We start from the raw sequence: 26,960 nt of genomic DNA, 5'->3' as shown, positions 1-26,960 counted from the left end.
TTGGCACGTCGCTATGCCATTTACGACGTCTTCACAGCCACGAAGCTGGCGGGGAATCCGCTCGCTGTGGTCTTCGGGGAGATGGCCTCTCTGACCAGGCGATGCAAGCGATTGCCCGGGAATTCAATCTTTCCGAAACCGTTTTCGTATGTGCGCCGTCCAGGCCCGCGCACACCGCCCGGCTCAGGATTTTCACGCCGGTCTCCGAGCTGCCCTTCGCCGGCCATCCGACCGTCGGCGCGGCGATCGCCATTGCGGAGGCAGAAAACGAGACGGCGACCGGCCCGATCGACCTGGTCAGCGTGCTTGACGAAAACGTCGGTCCGGTGCGTTGCGCGGTGAAGATCAATGGGGAGGGCGCCTCCTTCGCCGAGTTCGACCTGCCGCGTAAATCCGTGCGCCTCGACGCGGCGCTCGACCGGCAGGCGATCGCCGATGCCCTGGGGATCAAGGTGTCCTATATCGGTTTCGAGAATCACGTTCCGTCTCTGTGGAGCGCCGGCGTTTCGTTCGTTCTCGTGCCGCTCCACGATCTTGCAGCCGTGGGGGAGGTGGAGTTCGACCCGGTGCTCTGGGAGCGTTGCGTGCCATTCGCCGAGGGACGGCTGGCGGCGGCGTACCTTTACTGTCGCGGCGGGGTGAACCACACTGCGAAGTTCCACACCCGCATGTTTTCGCCCGACCTGGGGACCAGCGAGGATCCTGCGACGGGGTCTGCCGTCGCGGCAATGTCCGGCGCCATTCATTTCTTCGACAGGCTGATCGACGGGCGCCATCCCTTGCTGATCGAGCAGGGGGTGGAAATGGGCAGGCCGTCCTTCATCCATCTTCATCTCGATGTCGACGGCGGCGAGATTGCGGGAGCCAGGATCGGCGGCCAGGCGGTCAAGCTCGCTTCGGGAACGCTGGAAATCTGACCCCGAGGGAGCGGCTGCGAAAAAATCTTCGCTTCTGCAAAGAAATTTTCGAGGGGTGGGTGGACAAGCTCCCCGAACGCCATTATACGCCCCTCCAGACCGCTGAAGCGGTCGCGGATGGGTGATTAGCTCAGTTGGTAGAGCAGCTGACTCTTAATCAGCGGGTCCACGGTTCGAGCCCGTGATCACCCACCAAAACAACTACTTAGCGCATTTTTACCAACGCGCTTTTACAACAAGACCAGCATTCTGAAGTTTCGGCATTCTTTGCTTCGCGACAGATATCGTTGATTCGCTTCTGTGAGGTGAACCGGCTGGAATTCCACTTCTGGCCGAATGATTCCGCAAGAACGCGCTGCCGCTTCTCCCGCTTTACTTTCCCCAACCGCGCCAGCAGGTCAGGCGCGGCCCTGACCCTCACACGAGTTCGTCTGTCTTGCTTTTTGATCGAAACCGCTTCGTCATCAAACGCGAGGATCGCTATCGCTAGCAGGTCTGCCTCGCGCGTTGAACGACGCCCTCGCCACGCGGATGGTCACGCAGACCGGATGAGCTTCCTGGCAGACTCCAGGACATCCTCATCGACGTGAACCTCATGGCGGTGATCGGGGTAGCCGCCCGATCGGACGTCGTCTGCGAAATTACGAAACGCATCCACCCGGATCTGCTGCAGCCTTGCCTCCTCGGAAGCGAGGTCGGCGTACTGTTTTCCGTGCCTTGGCATGCGGCCTGTTCCGGTGCCGAGCACATCACAGGAAAAGAGATACTGCGCGTCGCAGACGGATCCACAACCCATCCCGAGCGTGATCAGCGGCGTTGACCGTGTAATCCATTCGGCAATCGATACCGGAACGATTTCCATCTCGACGGCCCAGGCACCCGCTTGCTCGTAATCCTTGACCTTCCGGAACACGGACACGGCCTCTTCCGGCGTCTTGCCAACTGCCCGGTAGTTTGTCCACGTCGCCCACCTTGGGACCAGTCCGACATGGCCACTCACGGGTATCCCTTCCTTTGCCATGGCCTCGACCAGTCGGAGGGACCCGGCGAAGTAGACGCAGCTCGCTCCGAGTTCGAGTGCTCGAAAACCCTCCCGGATGGCGCTGGACTCGTCGTGAACGGTTCCCTGCGCGTGAGCGGCCTGTATGAACGTGTTCGGAGCCGCCGCGCGGATCTTCCGGAGGTTTTCCCCCACCTCGCAGGTAAACATCTCTATGCCCGCCTCTGACGCGGCTGCGGCTTCCGAGGGACTATCCACGTGCATGGTGAGAAACTGGCGCTTGCCTTTCAGGGCCGAGAGATCGGCGACTGTCAGCGGGCGCGTCATGCGTTTTCTCCCTGTCGGGCCTTGCGGGCGTTCTCACGCTCCATCTTCTTCCTCCAGCGGGCGTTCATCGCTTCCTCGCCGGCCTTGGTGCCGTCGTGCCAGGTACCGAACCACTGGTCGAAGGGGATGAGCCCATCTGCATAATTCACTTCGAAGTATTTGTGATGGAGGTAGTGAGCATAGGCATGCGTGTCGATGCCGCTATCCTCACCGGTTTCGATCTTGTCGAACCCGACATGCCCAACGACCGCGCCGAACGCCAGCGAATGCAGATTGTAGATCGCGACCAGCGGGTGAGAGAAGATGACCAGGTGGATGAGCGCCTCGCCGAAGAAGAACAGATGCTCGATCGGATGCATCGCCAGCGACGACCACGGCGAAGGGTTCACCGAGTTATGGTGCACGGAGTGAACCATCTTGTAGAGAAACGGGATGTGAAGAGCCCGATGGATCGCGAAGAAATACGCTTCATGAAAGACGGGGACCAGAAGGACGATCGTTGCCAGCCAAAGCGGATCGTCGTGGAAGTTCGCCATGGGAACGTAGTTGTTGGCGAAAGCCCATAGTGTGACGACCTCGATGGCGGTCCAGATCGTAACGCCCGTTCCCACCGCCCGGATGATGCTGTCCAGTGCCTGCGAACCGAACATGAAGACGGAGTTCTTCTTGTCGGCGGGAAAGTTTGGATTGTACTTGAAGCGGTTTTCCTGACGGCGCAGGCGGTAGAGCCGGAACTCAATCACCCCATAGAACAGGAAGAATGCGGCGAGGTTCCGCGCAAAGATGAAGGCGATCCACCCCACTGAGAGCGTCTTCGTCGTCTCTGTTTCCGGTGTCAGGTAAAACCAGAACAGCGCGGCGGTGGCCATGAAGAACACGTTCCAGGGAAGGAAGTAGCTCGGCAGCCACCGAAGAAGCTGGAGGGGCCTGGGAGGCAGAACGAAGAGTGGTGCTGGCGACAGGGCCCCGTTCGGTGCCCAGTTTCCTCGCTTGTCACGTTTTCCGAATGTCTGGTCGTCCATGATCATGCCTCCCGCATGGGTCGATTTCGGTCTGCTGGATCTCCACGCCCCAGCGTTCTAGTGGTGGTATCGTCTGCCCAACGGCATGGAGAGGCAAACGATACGGTGATGCATTTGCTTCATCCGAGAGCCGGGAAACGGTCGCGCGCCAGTCACCCCATACGCTCCGAGGCGTAGCTTCCCGGGCTTGCCGGGAAGACGACCGTGCGGTTGCCGTTGAGGAACACCCGGTGGTGGATGTGGGCGTGTATGGCGCGAGCGAGCACCTGGCTTTCGACATCGCGGCCGATCGAGACATAGTCCTCGGCCGACTGTGCGTGCGTGATGCGGGCCGTGTCCTGCTCGATGATCGGACCTTCGTCGAGATCGGCGGTGACGTAGTGCGCCGTGGCGCCGATCAGCTTCACCCCAAGCTCGTAGGCCTGCTTGTAAGGATTGGCACCCTTGAAGCTCGGCAGGAACGAATGGTGGATGTTGATGATGCGGCCGGACATCTTTCGGCACATCGCATCCGAGAGAACCTGCATGTAGCGTGCGAGCACGATCAGCTCGGTGCCGGTCTGCTCGACCAGATCGAGGAGCTGCGCTTCGGCCTGCGGTTTGTTTTCCTTCGTCACCTTGATGTGGTGGAAGGGGATGTCGTGATTGACCACGACCTTCTGGTACTCGAAATGGTTCGAGACGACGCCGACGATGTCGATCGGCAGCGCGCCGATCTTCCAGCGGTAGAGAATGTCGTTCAGGCAATGTCCGAACCGCGAGACCATCAGCAGCACCTTCATGCGGTTCTGGCCGTCGTGAAACTCGGCATCCATTTCGAGCTTGTCGGCGATCGACCTGAAGCCGTCCCTGATCTCGGCAAGTGTTGCGCCTTCCTCGGAGGTGAAGCCCACCCGCGTGAAGAACATTCCGGTCGAAAGGTCATCGAACTGCGAGCTGTCGATGATGTTACAGCCGTGCTCGGCCAAATAGCTGGAGATCGCCGCAACGATACCGCGCTTCGACTTGCAAGCAACCGTCAGCACATAGTTGGTCATGTTCCGGTTGCTTCCATTCAAGCGGCCAAAAGGCTCTTCAATTTGACGTCCGGTGCAGCCAAGGCGGTCGGATCCGATAGGATGCGTGCTGCGATCATCATCTCGGCGACCCTGATATCCCGAGCGACGGCGTTACCTTTGCCAATACCGCTTGCCGCGATCAGTCTGCCGCCCGCGTCGAGGTCGAACAGAATGAAGGCATCGTCGGCGAGGTTTCGTCTGACCTGGAGGACGGAGCCTTCGGCCAACCCGGCGATCTGTAGTGTCAGGTCGTACTGATCCGACCAGAACCACGGGACTGCGGAGGTACTTTCGGTGAGGCCGAGCATGTTTGCCGCTGCGAACTGACCCTGCTCGAGGGCGTTTCTCCAAGACTCCAGGCGAATGCGGCGTCCATCGTAGAGACCGAGCGGGAACGAGCAGCAGTCGCCGGCTGCAAAAATGTCGGGATCGCTTGTCCGCAGATGTTGGTCGACAGAGATGCCGTTTGCGATGGCGAGCCCCGCCGCCTCGGCGATATCGGTGTTCGGTATGGAACCTGCGCCAACGACAAGCAGATCGGAAGAAATGGCGCGACCGTCAGCCAGCCGGATGTCGACGCGGTCGGGGAGCTCCTCGATTGAATCGATCTTGGCATCACAGATCAGCTCGACGCCTTCCTGGCGGTGGCGGCTGGCGACAACTTCAGCAATCTCCGCCGGAACGCCGCGACTGAGAACACGAGGAAGTCCTTCCAGCAGAGTGACCTCCGCGCCCAGCCCTCGAGCAGCCGCCGCAAGTTCCAATCCGATGAATCCACCGCCAATGATAGTCAGGTGGCAAGCTGATGCGAGGTGCCGGCGGATTGCCATCGCATCGCCGTGGCTCCTAAGTGAACGCACGCGCCCGTTTGAGAGCCGGGCGACGGGAAGCTCCCTTGGTCGTGCTCCAGTGGTCAAGAGCAGCTTGTCATACGGGAGGGGACCATCTGCATCTAGAAGCAGCAGTTCTTTCCTGGCACGGTCGATGGCAACCACTTGCGTGTCGAGCAGGACCTCGATTCCCGCTGCCGCGAACCCCTCGGCATCTGCCACGAGCTTGGGTGCAGAACCCGCGATGATCGCGTCCTTCGAAAGCGGCGGGCGTTCGTAAGGCAGGTGGGGCTCACTGCCGACGAGCGTTATCGATCCGTCGAAACCTTTTTCTCGAAGTGCGAAGGCGGCGCGCGCACCACATTCGCCTGCGCCGACTATGACATACGACGACATGGTCCATCTCCCGTTTCTGGAAACCGGTCAGGCAGGAAGTTGCAGCAGCACAGCTCCATCTTCGACACGTGCCGGATAGGAGTTGAGTTTCCGGCAGGCGGGCAGGCGGATGGCGTCGCCCGTGCGGTAGTCGAATACGCCCGCGTGCTTGGGACATTCGATCTCGTAGTCCATCACCAGTCCTTCGGCGAGATGTATCGCCTCGTGGGTGCAGAGACCGTCGGTGCAGAACACCTCGTCATGCGGCGAGCGATAGACAGCGTAGGTCTTTCCCGCGTGGTCGAACCGCACCACGCCTTCCTGTTCGATGTCTTCGACGCGACAAGCGGAAATCCAGGCCATGTCAATCTCCTCTCAAGCAGTAACGCGTTCAGGACGACCGCTCGCCAGGGAGCGTTGGACGGCCTGAGCAATTCGATGTGCGTGAAGAGCATCCTTACCGGAGACAGCGACCGCCTTCGCCTCGCGAACCGCATCGACGAAATGCTGCAGCTCCCGGGAAAACGCCTCCTCGTAGCGCTGTAAAAAGAAGGGAAGGGGATTGGGTTGCGTCTGCCCCGATGCCGAACGCTTCACGACCCGGGACGGGGTCATGTTCTCGCTCTCGATGGAAGCGTCCGAACCGAGCACCTCGACGCGCTGGTCGTAGCCATACGGGGTGGCGCGGGTGTTCTCCACGACGCCCACGGCGCCGGATTCAAAGCGGAGCATGATGGTTGCGAGATCAATATCGCCCGCGTTCCCGATTTCCGGGTCAATCAGGCAGCCGCCGAATGCAGACACTTCCACGACTTCCTCTCCTGTGAGGAATCGGGCGAGGTCGAGATCATGGATGGTCATGTCCATGATCATCCCCCCAGACGAGCGCACATAGTCGATGGATGGCGGCCAGGGGTCCCTGGAGGTTATCCTGAGTGACCTTACCTTGCCCAGCCGCCCGGAATCGACTTCCTCCCGGACCGCGACCGAGTTGGGATCAAAACGGCGGTTGAAACCCACCTGCAGGATCCGGCCTTTCGAGGCGCATGCCTCTATGGCTTCGGCGATACCTTCCTCGTCCAGTGCCAAGGGCTTCTCGCAAAGTACATGCAGACCCGCGGATGCTGCCTTCTTCACATGCTCCAGGTGGAAAGCACTGGGAGAGCCGACCACGACGGCAACAGGACCTCCCTCGGTGAGAAGCGCTTCAAGAGTAGGCCGCGCCGGCACGCCGAAGCGTTCACCGATCGCTTCCGCTTTCGATATGTCGCTGTCGAAGACGCCCGTGACCACCGCGCCCTTCACCCTTCTGGTCAGGTTCGTGATGTGGACCTCACCGATGCGGCCAGCGCCGATGACGGCGATCCGGACGGCGCGATCGGCCGACCCGATTTGCGATTGTGTTGTCATTGCTCTCCACCCTGTCAAAGCGCCGAGGCGCTCGCTCCTCCTGATCGGCCGAATATCCCGCCGTCCATGGTCGGAGATCAACGTCATTGTTGACGCAAATGCATCATTTCAATACTAATGCATCATTGGAGGCCACGGGGAGGCGAGGATGGTTCGTCGCAAGCCGAGCATGGAGGACGTGGCCGAAAAGGCGGGTGTCAGCAGGATCACCGTTGACCGGGTCCTGAACGGCAGGGGTGGGGTAAAGCCTCAGACCGAGCAGCTTGTAATCGCAACGGCAAAGGCGCTCGGGGTCGACCGGGCGCTCAACATGATGCCGACACGCATCCTTCGCATCGGCGTCGTGCTGCAGAACAACACGAATTCCTACTATGTGAAGCTGCGCGAGGGGTTCACTAGAACGGCCCAACAATACAAGCGCTACAACATCCGTGTGAGCTTCTGGTACTTCGAGCAGATCACGCCCGAGGCCGCGATCAAGACGCTGAACAAGGCGGCGGCAGACTGCGATGCCCTGGTGGTCATCCTGTTCGACGATCCGCAGGTTGTCATGAAGACCGAGGAGCTTGCCCGGAAGATGCCGATCGTCACTGTGGCTTCGGATCTGCCGGCAACAGGTCGCGTCGACTACGTCGGCTCCAACGCGCTTCAGGAAGGAAGAACGGCCGGAGCGCTCATGGGCAGGTTCCTTGGCCCGCCCGGAGGCGAGATAGTCATCATCGTTGGCTTCCACCAACTGCTTGAACATGATCAGCGAGAAGTCGGGTTCCGCAACATCCTCCGGCGGAATTATCCGAATTGTCAGATCGTGGAGACTTTCCAGAGCTTCGAGCAGGAAGACATCAGGAAGGACTTCCGCGCGCTTCTCAAGACGTATCCGAACCTCAAGGGCATTTACAACATGTCCGTCGGAAACCCGGGTCTTGCCGAGGAGCTCAAGGCTGTCGGCAAGGACCAGACCACCTGCATCATAACCCACACTGTCACACCTGAGCGGGTGGCCTTGATGAACGAAGGCGTTGTCGATGCGATCATCGACAGGGATCCCTACCTGGATGCGCGAAGGGCCATAGAAATCCAGCTTTGCCAGGCCGGGAGGTTTTCCGAAGAGGAGGTTTCCGCGGCGCAGCGGCCCCAGATCTTCATCCGCGAGAACGTTCGTTTCGAATAGACGACTGTGATCCGTCTAGCCAAAGTCCTTGGCTAACCGTCCCTCCGACGACTTAGACGCACCTGCCACGCTCACTTGTGCGCGCCCTGAACCCGAGGGGTGCGTCTGCATTGACGGAAATGCGCGTTTCGCAACGGTCTTTGGCGTTTTGCCGAGCGTGTCTCATCGTCGTGCACGAAACAAATGATGCAAATGTATCATTTTATCATTTGCCATGAACCGTCCTTCAGATCACCATCGCCGATCAGAAAAGCGCACGGAGAGACCGGGAGTTTCTCTCCAGTCGAGGGTGAACTTGCACGCACAGTCCTGAATGCTGTGCTGTGACAAACATGCGCTTGATCGACTGTTGGAGGACAGCATCATGATCAGACATTTCCTGCACCTGAACTCGGACAAGTGTCCCTCCTCGCGAACGGCGGCATCGCTCCCGTTCGCACGGTTTTCAGATGCGTAGCGACAGATCCTGAACCCGGCGCGGCCTGAGCCGCGCAACGAGATCAACGACATCGTTCAAAGACAATCCAACCGGCCACCCGATGACAGCCGGGCGGGGGAGCGCGTCCCTGCGGCCGCGCAAGGGAGGACACTGTGACTGAAAACATAATGACCCAGCCCGGGAAGATAGTGATCGATGCGAAAGGCATCGAGAAGTCCTTTCCCGGCGTACGTGCGCTGGACAACGCCCGCTTCGATCTCGCCGAGGGCGAGGTGCACGCTCTCATGGGGGAAAACGGCGCCGGAAAGTCGACCCTCATGAAGATCTTGACGGGCGTGTACCAGCCTGATGCCGGAGAGATACGTCTAGACGGCGAGCCCGTGACGCTGCATGGCCCGCGGTCGGCGCTGAGCCGGGGCATAGGAATCATTCACCAGGAACTCTTCCTGATGAACCACCTGACCGCTGCTCAGAACATATTCATCGGCAGAGAGCCTCGTAGCTGGATGGGAATGTTCGTCGACGAAGACAAGATGAACGTCGATGCCGCCGCACTGTTTTCCCGGATGAAAGTCAAGATCGATCCTAAAGGGCAGGTCGGCGACCTCACCGTGGCGCGGCAGCAGCTCGTCGAGATCGCGAAGGCACTTTCCTTCAACTCGCGCGTCCTCATCATGGACGAGCCGACCTCGGCGCTGAACGAGACCGAGGTCGAGCATCTCTTCTCGATCATTGAGGATCTCAAGTCCCAGGGCGTCGGCATCGTCTACATCACCCACAAGATGGACGAGGTCATGCGCATTGCCGACCGCATAACCATCATGCGCGACGGCCAGTACATTGGCACCCTCCCGGCAAAGGGCACGCCGATCTCGAAGGTGATCTCGCTCATGGTCGGACGCGAACTCGCCGACGCTACGAGGGCCGAGGGCCGAGGCTCCGGCGAGCAGGTTCTTCGCGTGGAGGGGCTGAACCGCGGGAAGGTCATTCGCGACGTCAGCTTCTCCCTGGGGAGAGGCGAGATCCTCGGATTTGCCGGCCTGATGGGGGCGGGGAGAACCGAAGTCGCCCGTGCAGTGTTCGGCGCCGACCCGATCGATTCAGGCGAGATCATCATTCATGGTGCGTCCCAGCATATCCGCACGCCGAAAGACGCGGTCCGGCTTGGAGTGGCTTACCTGAGCGAGGATCGAAAGCACTTCGGTCTCGTCACCCGGATGTCCGTCCTCGATAACGTGACGATGGCCTCATGGCCGCGGTTCACCTGGGGATCCTTCTTCATGAAGGATTCGGCGCTCCGAAAGACTTCCGATCAATATGTGAAAAAGCTCCGGGTGAAGACGCCTTCCGTCGACCAGGAAACACGACTCCTGTCGGGCGGAAACCAGCAGAAGGTCGTCATCGCCAAGTGGCTCCTGCGGGATTGCGACATCCTCATCTTCGACGAGCCGACGCGCGGCATCGACATCGGTGCCAAGGCCGAGATCTACCATCTGCTCCAGGACCTCGCCGCGCAGGGCAAATCCATCATCGTCATCTCGTCCGAACTTCCCGAAATCCTCCGGCTTTCGCATCGCATCATCGTGATGTGCGAGGGCCGGATAACCGGGGAACTCGACGGAGCGACAGCAACACAAGAGGCCATCATGACACTGGCCACGCAACGCCAGAAGTCGGCCGCTTGAAGGGGAGCAACGTTATGACTGACACAACACTCGCACATGCAAGCCCGGCGAAGCCTGGATTCTTCACGGCGGCGGCGCTGCAGAAGGCGGTCGCGTTCGTGGTGCTGATCGCGATGCTGATCTACTTCAGCGTCGCCACCGCGAACTTCATGACCCAGAGCAACATGATCGGCATCATGCAGGCGACAGCGGTCAACGGGGTTCTCGCAGTTGCCTGTACCTTCGTGATTGTCTCCGGCGGCATCGATCTCTCGGTCGGGACCCTGATGACGTTCTGCGCGGTCATCACGGGCGTCTTGCTAACCTTCCTGAAGCTGCCGATGGCGGTGGGGATCGTGGGCGCCATGGCAACGGGCGCGTTCTGCGGCGCTGTCTCCGGGACGATCATCGCGAAGTTCAAGATCCCGCCCTTCATCGCCACGCTTGGCATGATGCTGATCCTGAAAGGCCTTTCGCTCGTAATTTCAGGGGTCAAGCCGATCTACTTCAACGATACGCCGAACTTCACGATGATCTCGGTCGATTCCTTCGTTGGCCAGATCGTGCCGGGTCTGGAAATCCCGAACGGCGTCCTCATCCTGTTCGCCGTCGCACTCGTCGCCTCCATCATTCTGACGCGTACGCTGCTCGGTCGTTACATCTTCGCGCTCGGCAGCAATGAAGAGGCCGCACGCCTTTCGGGCGTCAACGTCGACCGTTGGAAGATCCTGACCTATGCGCTCGGCGGTCTGGTCTGCGGTATCGCGGGACTTTTGATTGCTTCCCGGCTGAACTCCGCACAGCCTGCTCTCGGCCAGGGCTACGAGCTCGATGCCATTGCCGCAGTCGTCATCGGCGGCACGTCGCTCAGCGGCGGTCGGGGCACGATCCTCGGGACCATCATCGGCGCGTTCATCATCTCCGTTCTGAACAACGGCCTGCGCATCATGGGCGTGGCCCAGGAATGGCAGATCGTCGTCACCGGAATCATCATCATCGTCGCCGTCTTCGTCGACATGGTTCTTCGCAAGCAAAGGTGAATTGGGAGGGCAGTTCCTCAGACACGCACGCATGAAGGCAATTCCGCTGCATCGAACAGCGAAGTCAAAACCTACTGGAGGAGAATTACATGAAGAAGACCGCATTGATCTTTGCACTGGCTCTCGGCCCTGCTGCGACCGTATCCGCACCGAGCTTCGCCGCCGACCCATATTTCGCAATCATCTCGAAGGGCTTTCAGCATCAGTTCTGGCAGGCCGTGAAGGCTGGTGCGGAGGAAGCGGCGGAGAGAAATGGCGTGACGATCACGTTCGAGGCACCGGAGACCGAAACCATGATCGACAAGCAAATCGACATGCTCAACGCCGCGATCGCCAAGCAACCGCAGGGCCTCGGCTTTGCAGCACTCGACTCCCAGGCCGAAGTGCCTCTGCTGAAGAAGGCTCACGAAGCGGGCATCCCGATCGTCGCCTTCGACTCGGGAGTCGACAGTGACCTTCCCCTTGCGACCTGCTCGACGGACAACCTCAAGGCCGCGGCCGCAGCCGGAGAGAAGATGGCGGAAGCGATCGGAAAGTCCGGCGAGATCGGAATGCTCGTGCATGACCAAACCAGCCAGACGGGCATCCAGCGCCGGGACGGGTTCAAGAACGAGATCGAGAGCAAATATCCCGACATCCAGATCGTCGACATCCAGTACGGCGGCGATCCGCTGGTGGCGACCGAGAGCGCAAAGGCCATGCTCGCAGCCCATCCGGACATCAAGGGCATCTTCGCTTCGAACGAAGGATCCGCAATCGGTCTGCTTCAGGCGGCTCGCGAAGCAAAATCCAAGGTCATCGTCATTGGCTTCGACTCCGGCAAGCAGCAGAAGGCGGCAATCGCCGACGGCTCCGAATACGGCGCGATCACGCAGAACCCGGTCGGCATCGGCCAATGTGTCGTGGACTCGCTTGCGAAGGTGATCAAGGGCGAGAAGCTCGAGAAGGTCATCGACACTGGGTTCTACTGGTACGACAAGAGCAACCTGACTGACGCCAAGGTCGCTGCCGTTCTCTACGATTGATCAATGGCCCCCGGCCGGAAGCGGCTGGACTGCCTCCAGCGGCGCCTCCAACCCGCTGACCTCGGGGCGGCGCACGGACGATACTCTTCTCCGTCCGGTGCGCCGCCCTTCGCACGACATTTGCGGCACGGGCATTGCGCGGGGGTGCAAGGAATTCAAATCAAACGCCTCCGACATCGACCGCCTCCAGGATCCACGCCGTTCGCTCGGCGAGTTCGGGAATCCTGGCCAGATAAGACTGATAGTGGGGCGTCATGCGGTGTGCCTCGACGGCGGCGGCGTCCACATAGAGTTCGTCGAGCACGTATCGCTCGCCATGTGCCCGGTCGCGCCAAACATCCCAGCGCAGATTGCCGGGTTCCGCCCTGCAAAGCGGTGCCATGCCAACGAGCAGTGTTTGCAATTCGGCGGCCTTGCCAAGGTGGGCGGTCAGGATGGCGGTGATCTTGGTCGGGGACTGCGTCATTCCGGGGCTCCTGATGGAATACACGAGGGGTATTCGCGCACGAGGGTTGTGCGGAGCGGAGAACGGCACTGAAGATGCACCAGCCGCTTCAATGCCGTACTTCATCACAGATCACGTGGTGACCATCACGCTATCGAGAGCCTCGACCAGCTTTGCTGCAAGGGGATGATCCGATCGCGGGTTTTGACCCGTGATGAGTTCGCGGTCCACGATTACATGGGGAGAGAAGTCGACCGGGTTTGTCCTGACGTCGCCACCTGCCATACCCAATGCATCGGGCATCGTGAAATAGAGCTTTCCGTGAAGGATCTGCTCTTCGATTGGTTTCTCTTCGCTCGCAGAGAATACGGTCATCTCGTAACCCGCATACTGCCAGCCCCTACTGAGGTCAGACGCCTTTGAGACATCGCCAGCAATCAAGGCAGCCCGGTACTCCCTTGCGCGCGGCAGTGCGGCGAGCGAGGCGATCGGACCATGGCAAAGGAAAGCCGTAGGTTTCCGGCGCGCATGAAAGTGGCGCAGGATCTCGCCGAGATCTGCGTCCTGCATAAGATCGACCACTGGCGCCTGGCCGCCTGGCACGAAGACGCCGGCATAGCCATCGAGGCCTTCGTCGATTACCGATCTCAATGTCCTGACGTCATTCATCGCCCGATCGTTGTCGAAGAAGGCGCGGCCGCGTTTGTAAGCAGCTTCGTCGCCGTCAAAATGCTGCACCACATCGGACACGGGGTCTATGTGCGGCTTGGTGCCGTCGGGCGTCGCCAACACGATCTCGTAACCTGCGTCGACAAGAGCTAAAGCTGGCACCACGGTTTCGTTGAGATATTGTCCGGTCGGACCGGTTCCTCCGCCCTGAATTTCAATCCGGGTGGCGTTTGACCCGACGACGAGAACCTTTCCCTTGCTCATAGAATCCTCCTCATTCGATGCGGTTAAAAATCGGTTCGGTCCGGCGGATGACGATCGTGGCAGGGCCTGCCGGCGGTGGATTTCACCAAGGACCGAAAGTTCATGGCGGCCCTGTTGGCGATTGACCCGGACACTCGTTGTTTCGCGCGGGCAGAGACGTGCTCGTCCTGCCCAGACTATTGGGCCGCCTTAACAATGAGGTCCGCAACCTCCTTGGGATGGGACAGCATCGCGACGTGCCCGGACGGAACTTCAACCATCTCGGCATTCGCGGATTTCACCTGGTCCCTTTGCAACTCGGGAGAGATGATCTGATCCTCCGTCGCCACAACCATGAAGGACGGTTTGTCCCGCCAGGCGGGATGGCCGACAGGTGCGGTGGTCGCACGCACATGGAACCGCCCTTGCACGACTGCAACGAGCCTCTGTTCGTCCGGGGAGAGGCCCGCGGCGAAGTACCTGGAAATGCCGTCATCGCTTATCTTGAGATACCCATCTTCGTCCTTGACGTAAGTCGTCCGGCTTTCCTGCTCAGGGTATTTGGAGGCGACATCGACCAGAGATTGCCCGGTATCCGGAGCATAGGCGGCCACGTAAACCAGTGATTGGACCTTCGGATCGCCACCCGCTTCCGTAATGACGACGCCGCCCCAGGAATGACCGACGAGCACGACGGGTCCTTCGGCATCGCGGATTGCGCGCTTGGTGAAGGCCACGTCACTCTCCAGGGACTCCAATGGGTTCTGGACGGCGATCACTTTCAATCCGGCGCTTTGCAATAGGGGAATGACCTTCTGCCAGGATGATCCATCGGCGAAAGCGCCATGAACAAGGACGACGGTCCTGGCTTTGGGATCCGCGGCAGCTGCGGGAGAAGATGTGCCCGCGAACGCCAGCAGGGCGCAAAGGGTAAGTTCAAGGATCCGGGACATGCGATCTTCTCCGATGAACCTCTCAATTGAATGTTGGGAATACTCATCTTCCGAAGCCTCGGACGCACGTTAATTGTGGTTAAATCCCGTGACTGTGACGTGGCCAGCGCCTGCAGGAAGAGCGCACGTTCCCCGGCGTTCCCTTCTTCGCATCGCCTTATGCTCGTGGAAGTCTGCCAATCAAAGATCGGGGCAGAGTCGCGTCGGAGGGGGGATGCAACCCACTTGTGCCGGGAGACTGGCGCAAGTCCGCGCCCACGAACTTCGGATTTGCGGGGACGCTCAGGACGCCTGGATCTGCATCGCCTGTCCGCCGTCCGAAGAGACAACCGTGTCTGCACGACGCCGTTGAGGTGGCGGGGAATGGTGGGAAGGCTGCCTCTCTTCGATAAGCGCGCGCTCCCCGGAGGCAAGAAGCTTCAACGCCGCATATGTCCTGGCGATACCCGACAGCTTGAGTTGCGCGGGCCCGTCCCGGGGTGAAGGGAAAGGAGGGACTTGTCGATCAGGTTGCCGATCGATTCGATGATATCTGCTTGCTCGAAGTCATCGTCTTCCATCATTGCGATGGCCGCATCCAGCGAGAACTCACCGGGGAATACCGACAGCCCCCTGAAGACCCGCTGGTCCGCTTCGGACAGAAGAGCATAGCTCCAATCCATCATTGCTTCTGCCGTCTGATGGCGCGGCGTAGCGTATCGGCTGCCTCTCCAACGCAAGGCGAGCTGGTTGTCCAACAGTTCCGCGACCCGGTCGAGGCCATATGGTCCCATGCGGCCCGCCACCAGTTCGATCGCGAGCGGATTACCGTCCAATCTCCTGCAAATGGCCGCTATGGTGCCTGCTTGTTCGTCGACGAATGGCTCCAGATGGCCACTATCAACCGCACGCTCCACGAAAAGCTGGATCGCGGGCCAAAGCAGCGCCTGATCTGCGGTCAAACGTCCTGTGAGCGGAGGAACGCCGAGGGGCCGGAGCAGGAAGACGGCTTCGCCGGGCAGGCGGAACGCCTCTCGGCTTGTGGCGAGAATATGCACCCCATTGGTCCGTCCGAGCAATGAAACGACGATATCAGCCGCAGCGTCGATGACATGCTCGCAATTATCCAGGACCACGAGGGCGCGTCGTGAGCGCAGGCGGCCGATGACATCACCTTCTGAAAAGGGGATCTCCAGCGCCGAGGCAATCGCACTTGGTACAGCTGCTTCATCATCGACGGTGCTGAGGTCGACAAAACGCGCATCTTCGAACATGCGCACGGCGTGGGCCACCAAAATGGCAAGGGTCGTCTTTCCGACCCCTCCCGCACCAACAATGGTGACGAAACGGCGTTCAGCCACCATCTGCGAAAGCTTGGCAATATTCTCGTCTCGGCCGATCGGATGGCTCAAGCGTGGCGGGAAAGCCTTTGGGACGCAGGGTGCCGTGCGGGATGAATCGCAGTAGCTCAAGGGTACATGCCAGACCTGCGTCACCTCCGACGCCTCTTCCCATATAACCGGGGCGACGAAGCTATAGCCACGGCCCGCCACGCTGACGATATAGCGATCGCCGTTCTCGCCGCAGCCGATTTCGCGCCTCAGATGTGTCATCTGCACTCTTATGTTGGAGGCTTCGACATTGAGGCCGGGCCATGCGAACGCCATGAGTTCAGCGTGGGAGAGGACCTGTCCATGGTTCTGGACGAGAGCGACCAGCATATCGAAAGCGCGGCTGCCTATTGCAAGCAATTCGTCACCTCGCAGAAGAACCCTTGCCGCCGGGTTCAACTGGTATGGCCCAAAGCCAAAAAAGCCGTTTCTAGCGTGATATCCCATTTCGGTTGCCCTCAATGGATTGACCCTCGTTCGAGCGCTGGATCCACACATATTCGTTTCGATACTACAGGACCTCGCTCTCTACGGAGGTTAAATCCGGTAAATAATGGGATGGGTTCGTTCCCCGCAGTGCGAACCCTGCGCCGGCGGCCGAGATTTCACGGGCTTTGACCACAATTCGCGCGCTGCTGATGCCTTTCCGGCGTAAATATCAATCTTGTTCCTGAACTCGGTCGTCTGGTGGTTGGAGGGAGCGGCGGTGCCGCCTTTCCGGAGACCGAGTTGGACCTCAGCGCAGCTTTTCGTGATGTTGAGTCAAGGACGTGGAGTGAAGCTAATGTCCACAGCAGCTCTGTTCCAACCCATCAAAATAAGAGGCTTGAATCTTCTCAATCGCATCGTGATCGCGCCGATGTGCCAGTACTCTGCCGAAGAAGGCTGCATGAACGAGTGGCATCTCATTCATCTTGGAAAGCTCGCATTGTCCGGAGCGGCTTTGCTGACGATCGAGGCGACCGCGGTCGTGCCGGAAGGCCGTATAACCTATGCCGACCTCGGCTTGTGGAACGAGCGGTGTTATGCGGCGATGGGACTGATCCTCGAGAGCATCCGTCGCTGGACGGACATGCCGATTGGATTGCAGCTCAATCATGCGGGCCGGAAGGCCTCGACCGAGGTTCCCTGGGAAGGTGGATTGCAGATTCCGCCGACAGAAGCACTCGGTTGGCAAACTCTTGCGCCGTCGCAACTGCGGTACGGGAAGGGGAAGTTCCCATCCCTTGCCCTGGACAAGGAGGGGCTGAAGCATGTTCGCGATGCATTCGCGGCCGCTGCAAGGCGCGCCGCCAAGCTTGGCTTGGATCTGGTCCAGGTCCATGCGGCTCACGGATATCTTCTCCACCAGTTCCTCTCTCCGTTGAGCAATCGCCGTGGCGATGCTTATGGCGGTTCGCTCGCAAATCGGATGCGCTTTCCACTCGAAATATTTGATGCTGTCCGGTCGGAAGTGCCCCCTGACGTTCCTGTCTCGATCAGGCTGTCCGCCACCGACTGGGTCGATGGAGGATGGGACCTGGAGCAAACGCTTCATTTCTCTGCGGAACTGCAGCGGCGCGGTTGCGACACCATCCACGTATCCAGCGGCGGCCTGTACCCCGGCCAGCGTATCCCGATTGGACCAGGCTATCAGGTTCCGTTTGCCCGCGCGGTCAAGAAAGAGGTCAATATACCCGTCGTCGCGGTTGGACTCATTACAGGTTTCGAACAAGCCGAGGCCATTGTCGGAACGGGCGACGCCGACATGGTGGCGCTCGCCCGGACGATCCTCTTTGATCCGAACTGGCCCTGGCATGCCGCCGCAAAGCTGGGTGGAAAGGTGCACGTGCCGAAGCAATATCTCCAATCCCAGCCCAATCGTTTCCGGGACCTGTTCGAAAACGATTGACCTGCGGCGAGCTGCCTGAGGCGGTCATCTGCAGGCGGTCGGTTTTTGGGGTCCGGCATCGCATTCCCACCGACGACATTTGCCGACCGGCGATGGCCGTGACATGCTATAGGGAACTGTGGAAATTCAACCAGAAATGGCGCTAATTGCAAGCCAGAGATAACGATCGCCGGAGACTGCCGCGACCACCAGCGCCTAATTGTGACCTGAATTCTCTTGCGGAGCTGATGACGACCGCACGAAGAGGGAGACATGGTATCGACGGAACCGGAGAATGTATTCGTATTTGGTCCTTTCCGTCTTCATGGGGACCATCGCCGCTTGTTCTGCGGTGACGAAGAGGTTCATCTCGGCGGTCGGGCAATGGAGATGCTCGTGGCCCTGGCCCGGAAGAAGGGCGATGTGGTGCACAAGGAGGAGCTGTACAACGCGGCCTGGCCCGGTATTTTCGTTCATGAAGCCAATCTGAAGGTGACGATAGCTTCGCTCAGGCGGGCACTGAGGGAATATTCCCCCTCGGCGGACTATATCAGGACGTTCGTGGGCCGTGGCTACTGGCTGAGCGATCAGGTGGGGGCCGTGGATACTCCTGGTATCGCGGATCTGCCCATTGCGGCAAACACCCAGTTTCCCGAACTGGGCACGGTTGTCGGGCGGGATGCCGAAATCGCTGAATTGCGCGGCAGGATTGCCGCCAACCGCCTGACGACGATCGTTGGTCCCGGCGGCATTGGAAAGACGACAGTTGCAGTCGCGACCGTGCAGCTGCTCGAAGACGATGAAGGAGGTCTCGTCACTTTCATCGATCTCTCCCGGGCGGTCGGCGAGGAATTCGTCATTCCCTCGGTTGCCGCAGCGCTTGGTATCAGTTCAGGTAGCCAGGATCGGCTCGAGGCGATCTCGTCGTTCCTTGCTCGAAGGAAGGCACTGCTCCTGCTGGACACATGCGAGCATGTGCTCAATGCCGTCGCCCATCTTTGTGATGTCGTCCTCGCAAACACCGGCGACGTGAGGATCGTCGCGACAAGCCGCCAGGCCCTCCGCGCAAAGCGGGAGGAGGTTTTCTGGCTCGGTCCTCTCGAAGTCCCGCCGCCTGGCCGTAGCTACACCGCCGAACAGGTCCTTCGTTACACCGCGCCCCAACTTCTCATCGAACGAGCGTCCGAGAAGGGGAGATACATGATGGGCGATGGAGATGCGTCAGCGGTTGCTGAGATATGCAGGCGCCTCGATGGATCGCCCCTCGCCATCGAGCTTGTATCGTCCCGGCTGATCACCCGACCTGCTTCTGACGTCCTCGAGGAACTCGATGATCGCTTCACCACACTCGTCGGACGTGATCAGGAGGGCCCCTTCGTCAACAGACCCTGCTTGCGACGTTGGAGTGGAGCTATGCGCTCCTCACGACGAGCGAGGCGGCCATCTTGCGTGCCGTCTCGGTGTTCACGGGCGCGTTTGACATGGATGCAGTTGTCAGTGTCGTCGTCCACCACGGGCTGGATCCGACGATCGTTTTTGATGCGATTGCCGGGCTGCGTGCAAAGTCGATGTTGAGCGTCGAGCAGATGCCAGGCGGAATGCGATATCGCCTTCTCGATAGTACCCGCGCGTTCGCGGGCGACTTGCTGGAAGCCTCCGGAGAACTGAGCGATGTGACGGCAGCCTACGCCCGCCTCGTACTCGACATCCTCGCTCGCGCGAATGCCGACCAGGCGAGCCTTTCAGCGCGGCAGTGGCACACCGCCTACGCGAGCCGAGCGGACGATCTGCGAAAGGCCGTCAATTGGGCGCTCTTTGTTCGAGGCGATCCACTGCTTGGCATGCAACTGGTCTCATCCGGGTTGCCTCTATGGCATGAGTTGTCGTTGAGCGAAGAGGCCCGCAGGAACTGCGAGCAGGCTCTCGCCGAATTCGATCGCATCAGTTGCAATGATCTAGCGCTGAAGCTCAAGTTGCTTGTAGGGCTGGCGACAGTGAGCAGCTATATATCAGCCGATGCCGAGAAGGCGGTCGCGACCTTCAAAACTGCGATCCAACTTTCACGTGAAGTCGCCGATACAAGTGCGGAATGCAAGGCCTTGGGTGCTCTGGCGCGGTACCAGATCCTGCCGGGACAGCAGACAGTAGCCCGCGAAACGCTCAGGGCATTGAAGCGCGTGGCCATACGTTCGAACAATCGCTCGGCCCTTTGGGAGCATGAGCATCTTCTGACAGAATTGGACATTATCCGCTGCGAGTACCCATCCGCGATAGCGCGTTTGGAGAAACTGCGTCGAGAGCTACGCGGGGCGGCCGATGGCGTAGGCTCTCGGTTTGACCTTGATCCGAAGCTTAGAACAGAAAATACGTTGGGTGGATTACAATGGCTTGGTTCCACTCGCCCCGGGACCGGCTTGAAAAGGATAAGAGCTGTTTCAAAGGCAGTGTCGAAAACCGATCATGGATGGACGATCATCTTTTGCTACACTCGTGGAGCGCTCTTCGTTTTGTGTGAATGCCAGGAGTATACCCTGGCGAAGTACTATGCCGAGCAGTTGAAGGAAACGATTTATCGTCATGGGATGCCAGCATGGATTCCACTCGTAAACTGCTTCACCGAAGTACTTGACGCGATGACTGGCGCGCGCCGGGACCCGAATGGCCTGATGTCAGCGTTTGTCGAGCTTCGAAATGGACTGCCACAGATAGGACGTCACCTCTATTTCGCACAACTGATAAGAGCCCTCTACGCGATCGGATGCATGGCGGAAGCGGCGCGCATCCTCGACTACCTGTTCGAGGTCGGACCGCAGCGATCGATGGTGCCCGAATTGTTGCGTCTGAGAGCGGTCAAGGAACGGTCGGCTGGGCGCGACGAAGAAGCAGTCTTCACATTGCGGCAGTCGCTGCAGGTCGCCGAAGAAAACGGCGCCTGGGCGTGGCGGATCCGCTGCGCAACAGATCTCGCCGCCCTCTTGAGAGACCAAATGCAGATCTACGAGGCCAAGAGCGTACTTGAGCCGCTATATGGTCAGTTCATGGACGGGCTCGATACTCCCGACTTGCAGAAGGCCCGCGACCTCCTGACGGAGCTGAAGGATCCTGAACGCATTGCGAGCACGTAGCGCGTTGTCCGGTGCTTCCTCAAACGCCCGCCAAGCGACCCGTGACATTGCGCACCACCGGGTTGTTCGCCAACCAGCCGTGGATCGAGTGAACGACGACTGATCCTTCTCCGACACTTGACGCGACACGTTTGACGGATTGGGCACGAACGTCGCCGACTGCGAATATTCCCGGGACGCTCGTCGCATAGGGCGAACTCTGCGGAGCACTATTGCAGTGGTCGCCAGTCAGAATGAAACCCCGATCATCGAGTTCAACGCAACCGTTGAGCCAGTCGGTGTTCGGAACAGCCCCGATCATCAGGAAAAGGTTGGAGATTTCGTGCTCGAACCCTTCGTTCCCGTGTTGTCGCCAGCGGACCGATGAAAGGTAGCCTTCGCCGGCAAGGGAGGTGATTTCGCTGCGGGTATACAGGTCAATCCGCGAGGACTGGGTGATGCGGCCGACAAGATAGTCCGACATGGTCGCCGAAAGCCCGTCACCTCGGACGAGCAGATGTACGCGCCGGGCTCGTGAGGACAAGAAGATCGCCGCCTGTCCGGCGGAATTTCCACCGCCGACTATTGCGACTTCACTGCCTTCGCAAAGCTGTGCCTCGATCGACGTTGCAGCGTAGTGGATTCCTTTCCCTTCGAAGCGCTGTGCCTCGGGTATGTCCAGTCTTCGGTACCGCGCGCCAGTCGCGACCACGACCGATCGTCCAAGCACCACGCCTCCGCCTTCCAGTTGCACCTGGAATGGATAGCAGGTGCAGTCGAGACGCAACGCTGCATCGGCGACGGCGAAGCGCGCGCCGAACCGTTGCGCCTGTATCTGGGCGCGCCGGGCAAGATCCTGTCCCGAGATGCCCATGGGGAACCCGAGATAGTTCTCGATCCGCGAACTCGTGCCCGCCTGGCCGCCTGGACCAATGGCCTCGATGACCAGCGTATTCAGGCCCTCGGATGCGGCGTAGACCGCGGCGGCGAGGCCGGATGGCCCTGCACCAACGACGAGCACGTCATAAACATGCGAAGGATCCAGCCGCTCCGTTATGCCGAGAGCCTCTGCGAGGTCATGATTGGTCGGCCGGGTGAGAACCCTGACGCCATTAAGAACGACGATCGGCAGGCTATCGGCGTCAGCATGGAAGGACTCCATGGCAACCCGCGCGTCGACGTCGACGTCGGTGTCGAGACAGCGATATGGATAGCCGTTCCTTTCCAGAAAAGTCTGGATGCGGACCGTATCTCCCGCGCGGCAATTGCCCACGACCACGGTGCCGCCTTCGGCATGTTCGAGAAGCCTGGCGCGCCTGAGAATGAACGAGCGCAGGATGATTTCTCCGATATCCGGCTCGGCGCTGACCAGTTTCAACAGGGAAGAGCGGGAAAGGCGGATGACGGACGTGGGAACTGTGGCCTTCCCACAAACCAGGACTGCTCGCCCACTCAGGTGATGGAGTTCTCCGGTGAACTGGTTTTCGCGGTGCGTGGCGATAAGCTTGTGCCCGCCTTGCCCGTCACTCTCGAACACGTCGACCGCCCCGTTCAGGATGACGAAGAAGTCGACCTCCCGATCGCCGACCTCGTACAAGTACACACCGGCCTCGAAACGATCGCTCCCTCCGAACGGGGCGATGCGTGCCACCATATCGGGCGTGAGGCGAGGAAACGCCTCGCCAGGGATTTCACGCAGTTCAACGGAAATCGGGCTGCTGACAGTGTTGAAGTCGCCTCTGTCGGCCATTGGAGTAACCTCGGTGCCGTCCCGCGCTGCGGCGCGTGGATGAGTGAGCCTAGCCGTGCTCGCTTAGCCTAGCCTGTTAAACAGCGCTTATCATCGCGAATTTACGGGAACATGGAGCCGACTCCGGCCGGTCTCGGTAACCGATTGCGGAAACAACCTGACGGTGAGGAGCCTTGCTGAGGCGAGCAGGCGCAGTGACATGCCAGATTTCGCGCACATTGACGGCATTTAGCGCGCGCCGCCCGGACCAGATGCTAGCCTTCATCCCATTCAAACGGCGGACCAGCCACGTCCGGCGCTCCTGCTTGTCCCGTGGATACGCAAGGATCGCCTGGCCGATGCGCCGCTATCGAGTTGCGAGGAGCGGAGATGACCAGGCTTATCGCTACACTGACTTTGGACGACGCCAAGCTGATGCTGTCAGCGGCGGAAGCAAAAGCGATCGAATTCGACATCGCCTACAACATCGCGGTGGTTGACGCCGGAGGACACTTGATCGCCTTCGTCCGGCAGGACGACGCACTCATCGGTAGCATCGATCTGGCCATCAAGAAGGCTGTCACGGCGCGGCTCTTCGACAAGAAGACAGACTACCTGGCAACGCTGGCCCAGCCCGGCGAGCCGCTTTTCGGCATCGACCAGAGCAACGACGGCAACGTCATCATCTTCGGGGCGGGATCCCTGTCACCCATCAGGGGCGGTTGATCGGTGCCGTCGGGGCAAGCGCCGGATCGGTGGAGCAGGACATAGCAGTTGCTCAGGCCGCCCTGTCCGCGATCGGCGTGCAGCTCTAGCAGATACGCAAAGCGACACTTCAGCAAAGGAGCATAGGACATGACGACCAATATCGAAGGAAAAGTCGTTCTGATCACCGGCGGCGGCACGGGGCTGGGCGCGGAGACTGCCCAGATGCTCGCCTCGAAGGGGGCAAAAATTGCGATCGCCGCGCGCCGGCGTGGAAAACTCGACGAAGTCGCGTCCAGAATTTCCTCCACGGGCGGCAAGGCGAAAGCCTATGAGCTGGATGTGGCCAACAAGGACCAGTTCAAGGCGGTCGTCGACGCGGTGGCATCCGAGTTCGGAAAGCTGGATGTGCTGATCAACAATGCAGGACTGATGCCTATCCGCCCGATGGCGGAAGTGAACACGGACGAATGGGACGCGATGATCGACGTCAACCTCAGGGGTACCCTGTACGGTATCGCCGCCGTCCTGCCGATGTTCCTCAAACAGGAGACTGGCCACATCATCAACATCAGCTCCGTCGCGGGCGTCAAGGTCTTCGCGCCGGGTGGCACGGTCTACTCCGGTACCAAGTTTGCCGTGAGGGCGATCTCAGAGGGGTTGCGCCAGGAGGTCGGAAGCAAGGTGAGGGTGACGTCCATCGAACCCGGCGCCGTCGAGAGCGATCTCAAGCATACGACCAGCGGCACATCGCAGGGCGCTGTCCTGGAATTCTACAAGTCGGCGATCCCCGCCAGTTCCGTCGCCAGGGCAATTACCTTCGCAATCGAGCAACCAGACGACGTTGACATCAATGAGATCGTGCTGCGTCCGACGGCACAGGAATTCTGATCGACGGATCAAGCAAACGACTGCGGAAACCTCAATCCATCGCGATCCCTGACCGGATCGCGGCTGCGAGAACACGTGCGCCAAATTCCCAAGACAGGCCGTTTCCGGCCCTGACGAGAAAGGAGAACATGAGATGGCATATCAGAGCGTAAACCCGGCAACAGGCAAGGTCCTCAAGACCTTCGAAAGCCACAGCGATGAGGAGATCGAAAGGGCGCTTGCGCTCGCGCACTCCCTCTACAAGTCACCGTGGTGCAAGGGCGACAGGGGGCCGCGACTGCAGGTTCTGAACCGATTTGCCAAACTGGCAAACGAGCGCCTGGAGGAGCTCGCACGCATACTGACCCTGGAAATGGGAAAGCGGATCAACGAAGCGCGCACCGAGGTGCGGATCACCGCCGAAATCGCCCAGTACTACGCCGAGAACGCCGAGACCCTTCTCGCCCGGGAGAAGGTTGCGACACCGAAGGGCGACGCGTGGCTGGAGTATCATCCGATCGGGGTCGTCGTTGCCGTCGAGCCCTGGAATTTCCCCTTCTACCAACTGATCCGGGTGGCCGGACCCAATCTGGCAATCGGCAATCCCGTGCTTGCGAAACACGCCAGCATGGTTCCGCAGGCGGCCGTCGCGTTTGAAGAACTGCTTACCGAGGCGGGTGCGCCGGAAGGCGCCTGGACGAACATCTTCGCAACGGGTGACCAGATTTCGAAACTCATTGCTGACGATCGGGTTCAGGGCGTGGCTCTCACCGGATCCGAGGGCGCGGGCAGCATCGTGGCGGCCAATGCGGGCAAAAACCTCAAGAAGTCCGTGATGGAACTCGGCGGCAGCGACGTCTTCGTCGTGCTCGACGATGCGGACGTGGACAAGGCCGTGGCCGCCGGGGTCGAAGCCAGGCTCCGCGGCTGCGGTCAGGTCTGCAATGGTGCGAAACGCTTTCTCATCCATGAGAAGGTCGCCGACGAGTTCGTCAACAAGCTCGCGGAGAAGTTCACGAGCACCAAGATCGGCGACCCAATGGATGAGACCGTCGGTCTCGGGCCGATGTCATCGATAGGCGCTCGCGACGATATTGCCGGGCAGGTCGAACGCGCCGTCAAGGCCGGGGCCCGGGTCCTGGTCGGCGGGGCCGTGGTGGAGGGGCCGGGCGCCTATTACAAGCCAACGATCCTCACCCATGTGACAAGGGACAACCCGGCGTACTTCGAGGAGTTCTTCGGTCCTGTCGCTCAGGTGCACGTGATCAAGAGCGATGACGACGTGGTCAGGATCGCGAACGACTCGAATTTCGGGCTTTCAGGGGCGATCTTCACGGCGGACGTCGAGCGCGCCAAATCCCTCGCTTCGCAGGTCGAGACTGGGTCCGTCTGGATCAATACGTCCTCCTTCACCGGACCGGAACTCCCGTTTGGCGGGGTCAAGAAATCCGGCTACGGTCGCGAACTCGCAGGCGCAGGCATCAAGGAGCTGGTGAACCAGAAGATGGTTCTCGTCGCGCACTGAGGCCGGGCGCATTACATTCAGGCACCGCCAACACGATGGGCCGCAGCCGAGCGGCCCATTTTGATTGGGAATTCGTATCGGCCACAGAACGAGGAAAGCGTCTCCGGCACGTTCAACTGTGCCGGCCGCTCCAGCTGCCGAATTCGCATCAATTAACAAGCCTGTCGCACCGGGATGGACTTAGATGGATATGGCCCGCAAGTTCTTCGTGTCCGAGAAACACATCTCCGTCGCAGTTATCGGAACGCCAAGGGGCGGATCCCGAGCGGGCGGTCAACACCGAAGGAGCAGATCATGGCCCGCATGCGATATCGGACTATGCAGACCGCAGGGGCGGAAATCTTCTACCGTGAGACCGTGCCCGAGGTCGCGGACGAGCGGCCGCCGATCTTGCTCCTCCATGGGTTTCCTTCCTCTTCACACCAGTACAGCGGGCTGATGCAACGGGTGGGGAAGGCGTTCCGCATGATCGCCCCCGACTACCCAGGCTTCGGCCAGACCCGTGACCTGTCGCCTCCCGGCGGCTTTGTGTACAGCTTCGAGAATATCTCGCGGACCATCGAGGAATTTATCGACAAACTCGGGCTCGAACGGTTTGTCCTGTACGTCTTCGACTTCGGCGCTCCGGTCGGGTTCAGGATCGCCGCCCGCAGGCCGGATTTGATTGCGGGCATCATCGTACAGAACGCCAACGCCTACGAGGCAGGCCTTTCGGACGCCGCAAGACATCTTGTCTCCATGCAGAAACAGGACGAGGCCGGGCTCAAGGAACTGGATGGGCTACTGACGCTCGAGGGAACCAAGTTCCAGTATTTTACCGGTGTGGTGGACCCGGAGGCCATTTCCCCCGATGGCTACACTCTGGACCAAGGCTATCTGGATCTGCCGGGTCGTAAGGCGCGCATGCTCGAACTCTTGCTGGACTACAAATCCAACGTCGAAGCCTATCCCACATGGCAGGAGTGGTTCCGGCGGGCGTTGCCGCCTGCCCAGATCCTCTGGGGACGCAATGATCCGTTGTTCCTGGAAGCCGGTGCTCGCGCCTACCTGGTCGACCTGCCAAACGCGGAGTTCCACCTCTTCGACACCGGGCATTTCGCACTGGAGGAGTGCCTGGATACGATCGCACCCCTCGTGGCAGGCTTTGTGAACCGTCTGTCCAGGTCTGTCACCGTGTGATCTCCGGCGCCTTTCCTTCG

The 26,960-nt window shown here is 60.1% G+C and carries 21 protein-coding genes, 1 tRNA gene and 2 pseudogenes; 13 read left to right on the top strand and 11 right to left on the bottom strand.

Annotation, left to right across the window (positions count from 1 at the left end):
• Positions 1 to 917 (top strand): annotated as a pseudogene (locus F3Y30_RS16025) (PhzF family phenazine biosynthesis protein).
• 119 nt (positions 918 to 1,036) lie between these two features.
• Positions 1,037 to 1,112: transfer RNA gene (locus F3Y30_RS16020), tRNA-Lys, on the top strand.
• Between the two features lie 340 nt (positions 1,113 to 1,452).
• Here the strand turns inward: F3Y30_RS16020 and F3Y30_RS16015 are convergent.
• The 6 genes from F3Y30_RS16015 to iolG all read right to left on the bottom strand — a co-directional run bounded on the left by F3Y30_RS16015 (position 1,453) and on the right by iolG (position 6,939).
• Positions 1,453 to 2,244, bottom strand: coding sequence for a 3-methyl-2-oxobutanoate hydroxymethyltransferase (locus F3Y30_RS16015; protein WP_203423711.1), 792 nt, complete (start codon positions 2,242 to 2,244; stop codon positions 1,453 to 1,455).
• Entirely contained in the window at positions 2,241 to 3,266 is a 1,026-nt protein-coding gene (locus tag F3Y30_RS16010; protein WP_203423710.1) for a sterol desaturase family protein, read from the bottom strand. The genes F3Y30_RS16015 and F3Y30_RS16010 overlap by 4 nt, the downstream gene beginning before the upstream one ends.
• Before the next feature lie 152 nt (positions 3,267 to 3,418).
• Entirely contained in the window at positions 3,419 to 4,303 is an 885-nt protein-coding gene (gene purU / locus F3Y30_RS16005; protein WP_203423709.1) for a formyltetrahydrofolate deformylase, read from the bottom strand.
• 17 nt (positions 4,304 to 4,320) lie between these two features.
• Positions 4,321 to 5,550 carry an FAD-dependent oxidoreductase gene (locus F3Y30_RS16000; RefSeq protein ID WP_203423708.1) on the bottom strand — a complete coding sequence of 410 codons (1,230 nt, stop codon included), beginning with the start codon at positions 5,548 to 5,550 and terminating at the stop codon, positions 4,321 to 4,323.
• A gap of 27 nt (positions 5,551 to 5,577) precedes the next feature.
• Positions 5,578 to 5,892 (bottom strand): MocE family 2Fe-2S type ferredoxin, encoded by a 315-nt coding sequence (locus F3Y30_RS15995; protein ID WP_203423707.1) that lies wholly within the window; start codon positions 5,890 to 5,892, stop codon positions 5,578 to 5,580.
• A 12-nt stretch (positions 5,893 to 5,904) separates the two neighbouring features.
• Positions 5,905 to 6,939, bottom strand: a complete 1,035-nt coding sequence (iolG, locus tag F3Y30_RS15990) for an inositol 2-dehydrogenase (RefSeq protein ID WP_203423706.1) — start codon at positions 6,937 to 6,939, stop codon at positions 5,905 to 5,907.
• A 148-nt stretch (positions 6,940 to 7,087) separates the two neighbouring features.
• On the opposite strand from iolG, the gene F3Y30_RS15985 reads away from it, so the two are divergent.
• From F3Y30_RS15985 to F3Y30_RS15970, 4 genes are all read left to right on the top strand, one after another.
• On the top strand, positions 7,088 to 8,110 hold the full coding sequence (locus tag F3Y30_RS15985; RefSeq protein WP_203423705.1) for a LacI family DNA-binding transcriptional regulator: 1,023 nt from the start codon (positions 7,088 to 7,090) through the stop codon (positions 8,108 to 8,110).
• A 606-nt stretch (positions 8,111 to 8,716) separates the two neighbouring features.
• Positions 8,717 to 10,234, top strand: coding sequence for a sugar ABC transporter ATP-binding protein (locus F3Y30_RS15980; protein WP_203426642.1), 1,518 nt, complete (start codon positions 8,717 to 8,719; stop codon positions 10,232 to 10,234).
• Between the two features lie 14 nt (positions 10,235 to 10,248).
• Positions 10,249 to 11,253 (top strand): ABC transporter permease, encoded by a 1,005-nt coding sequence (locus F3Y30_RS15975; protein ID WP_203423704.1) that lies wholly within the window; start codon positions 10,249 to 10,251, stop codon positions 11,251 to 11,253.
• 89 nt (positions 11,254 to 11,342) lie between these two features.
• A complete protein-coding gene (locus F3Y30_RS15970) occupies positions 11,343 to 12,278 on the top strand; it encodes an ABC transporter substrate-binding protein (protein WP_203423703.1) in 936 nt (311 codons plus the stop codon).
• Between the two features lie 160 nt (positions 12,279 to 12,438).
• Here the strand turns inward: F3Y30_RS15970 and F3Y30_RS15965 are convergent, their stop codons facing one another.
• The 4 genes from F3Y30_RS15965 to F3Y30_RS15950 form a co-directional block, all read right to left on the bottom strand.
• Positions 12,439 to 12,744 (bottom strand): putative quinol monooxygenase, encoded by a 306-nt coding sequence (locus tag F3Y30_RS15965; RefSeq protein WP_203423702.1) that lies wholly within the window; start codon positions 12,742 to 12,744, stop codon positions 12,439 to 12,441.
• A gap of 111 nt (positions 12,745 to 12,855) precedes the next feature.
• Positions 12,856 to 13,656 carry a type 1 glutamine amidotransferase domain-containing protein gene (locus tag F3Y30_RS15960; protein ID WP_203423701.1) on the bottom strand — a complete coding sequence of 267 codons (801 nt, stop codon included), beginning with the start codon at positions 13,654 to 13,656 and terminating at the stop codon, positions 12,856 to 12,858.
• A gap of 176 nt (positions 13,657 to 13,832) precedes the next feature.
• Entirely contained in the window at positions 13,833 to 14,588 is a 756-nt protein-coding gene (locus tag F3Y30_RS15955) for an alpha/beta hydrolase (RefSeq protein ID WP_203423700.1), read from the bottom strand.
• A 419-nt stretch (positions 14,589 to 15,007) separates the two neighbouring features.
• Positions 15,008 to 16,288 carry a winged helix-turn-helix domain-containing protein gene (locus tag F3Y30_RS15950; protein WP_246752990.1) on the bottom strand — a complete coding sequence of 427 codons (1,281 nt, stop codon included), beginning with the start codon at positions 16,286 to 16,288 and terminating at the stop codon, positions 15,008 to 15,010.
• A 454-nt stretch (positions 16,289 to 16,742) separates the two neighbouring features.
• Here F3Y30_RS15950 and F3Y30_RS15945 point away from each other — a divergent pair, with 454 nt between their 5' ends.
• The 3 genes from F3Y30_RS15945 to F3Y30_RS26425 all read left to right on the top strand — a co-directional run bounded on the left by F3Y30_RS15945 (position 16,743) and on the right by F3Y30_RS26425 (position 20,953).
• Positions 16,743 to 17,849: an NADH:flavin oxidoreductase/NADH oxidase gene (locus F3Y30_RS15945; RefSeq protein WP_203426641.1), complete on the top strand. Its 1,107-nt coding sequence runs from the start codon at positions 16,743 to 16,745 to the stop codon at positions 17,847 to 17,849.
• A gap of 252 nt (positions 17,850 to 18,101) precedes the next feature.
• Entirely contained in the window at positions 18,102 to 19,403 is a 1,302-nt protein-coding gene (locus F3Y30_RS26430; protein WP_246752762.1) for a winged helix-turn-helix domain-containing protein, read from the top strand.
• Positions 19,310 to 20,953: a hypothetical protein gene (locus F3Y30_RS26425; RefSeq protein ID WP_246752761.1), complete on the top strand. Its 1,644-nt coding sequence runs from the start codon at positions 19,310 to 19,312 to the stop codon at positions 20,951 to 20,953. The genes F3Y30_RS26430 and F3Y30_RS26425 overlap by 94 nt, the downstream gene beginning before the upstream one ends.
• A gap of 19 nt (positions 20,954 to 20,972) precedes the next feature.
• Here F3Y30_RS26425 and F3Y30_RS15935 read toward each other — a convergent pair whose 3' ends face one another.
• Positions 20,973 to 22,682 carry an FAD-dependent oxidoreductase gene (locus F3Y30_RS15935; RefSeq protein ID WP_203423699.1) on the bottom strand — a complete coding sequence of 570 codons (1,710 nt, stop codon included), beginning with the start codon at positions 22,680 to 22,682 and terminating at the stop codon, positions 20,973 to 20,975.
• Between the two features lie 369 nt (positions 22,683 to 23,051).
• Here F3Y30_RS15935 and F3Y30_RS15930 point away from each other — a divergent pair.
• From F3Y30_RS15930 to F3Y30_RS15915, 4 genes and pseudogenes are all read left to right on the top strand, one after another.
• Positions 23,052 to 23,476 (top strand): annotated as a pseudogene (locus F3Y30_RS15930) (heme-binding protein).
• A gap of 40 nt (positions 23,477 to 23,516) precedes the next feature.
• A complete protein-coding gene (locus tag F3Y30_RS15925; RefSeq protein ID WP_203423698.1) occupies positions 23,517 to 24,257 on the top strand; it encodes an SDR family oxidoreductase in 741 nt (246 codons plus the stop codon).
• 133 nt (positions 24,258 to 24,390) lie between these two features.
• Positions 24,391 to 25,761 (top strand): NAD-dependent succinate-semialdehyde dehydrogenase, encoded by a 1,371-nt coding sequence (locus F3Y30_RS15920; RefSeq protein WP_203423697.1) that lies wholly within the window; start codon positions 24,391 to 24,393, stop codon positions 25,759 to 25,761.
• A 294-nt stretch (positions 25,762 to 26,055) separates the two neighbouring features.
• The gene (locus F3Y30_RS15915; RefSeq protein WP_246752760.1) at positions 26,056 to 26,940 is read left to right on the top strand and encodes an alpha/beta hydrolase; all 885 of its coding nucleotides are present in this window, start codon (positions 26,056 to 26,058) and stop codon (positions 26,938 to 26,940) included.
• The last annotated feature ends 20 nt before the right edge of the window (positions 26,941 to 26,960 follow it).

It is taken from the genome of Sinorhizobium sp. BG8 (assembly GCF_016864555.1).
Classification (GTDB): Bacteria; Pseudomonadota; Alphaproteobacteria; order Rhizobiales; family Rhizobiaceae; genus BG8.
This window is presented reverse-complemented; position numbering and strand designations above follow the sequence as displayed.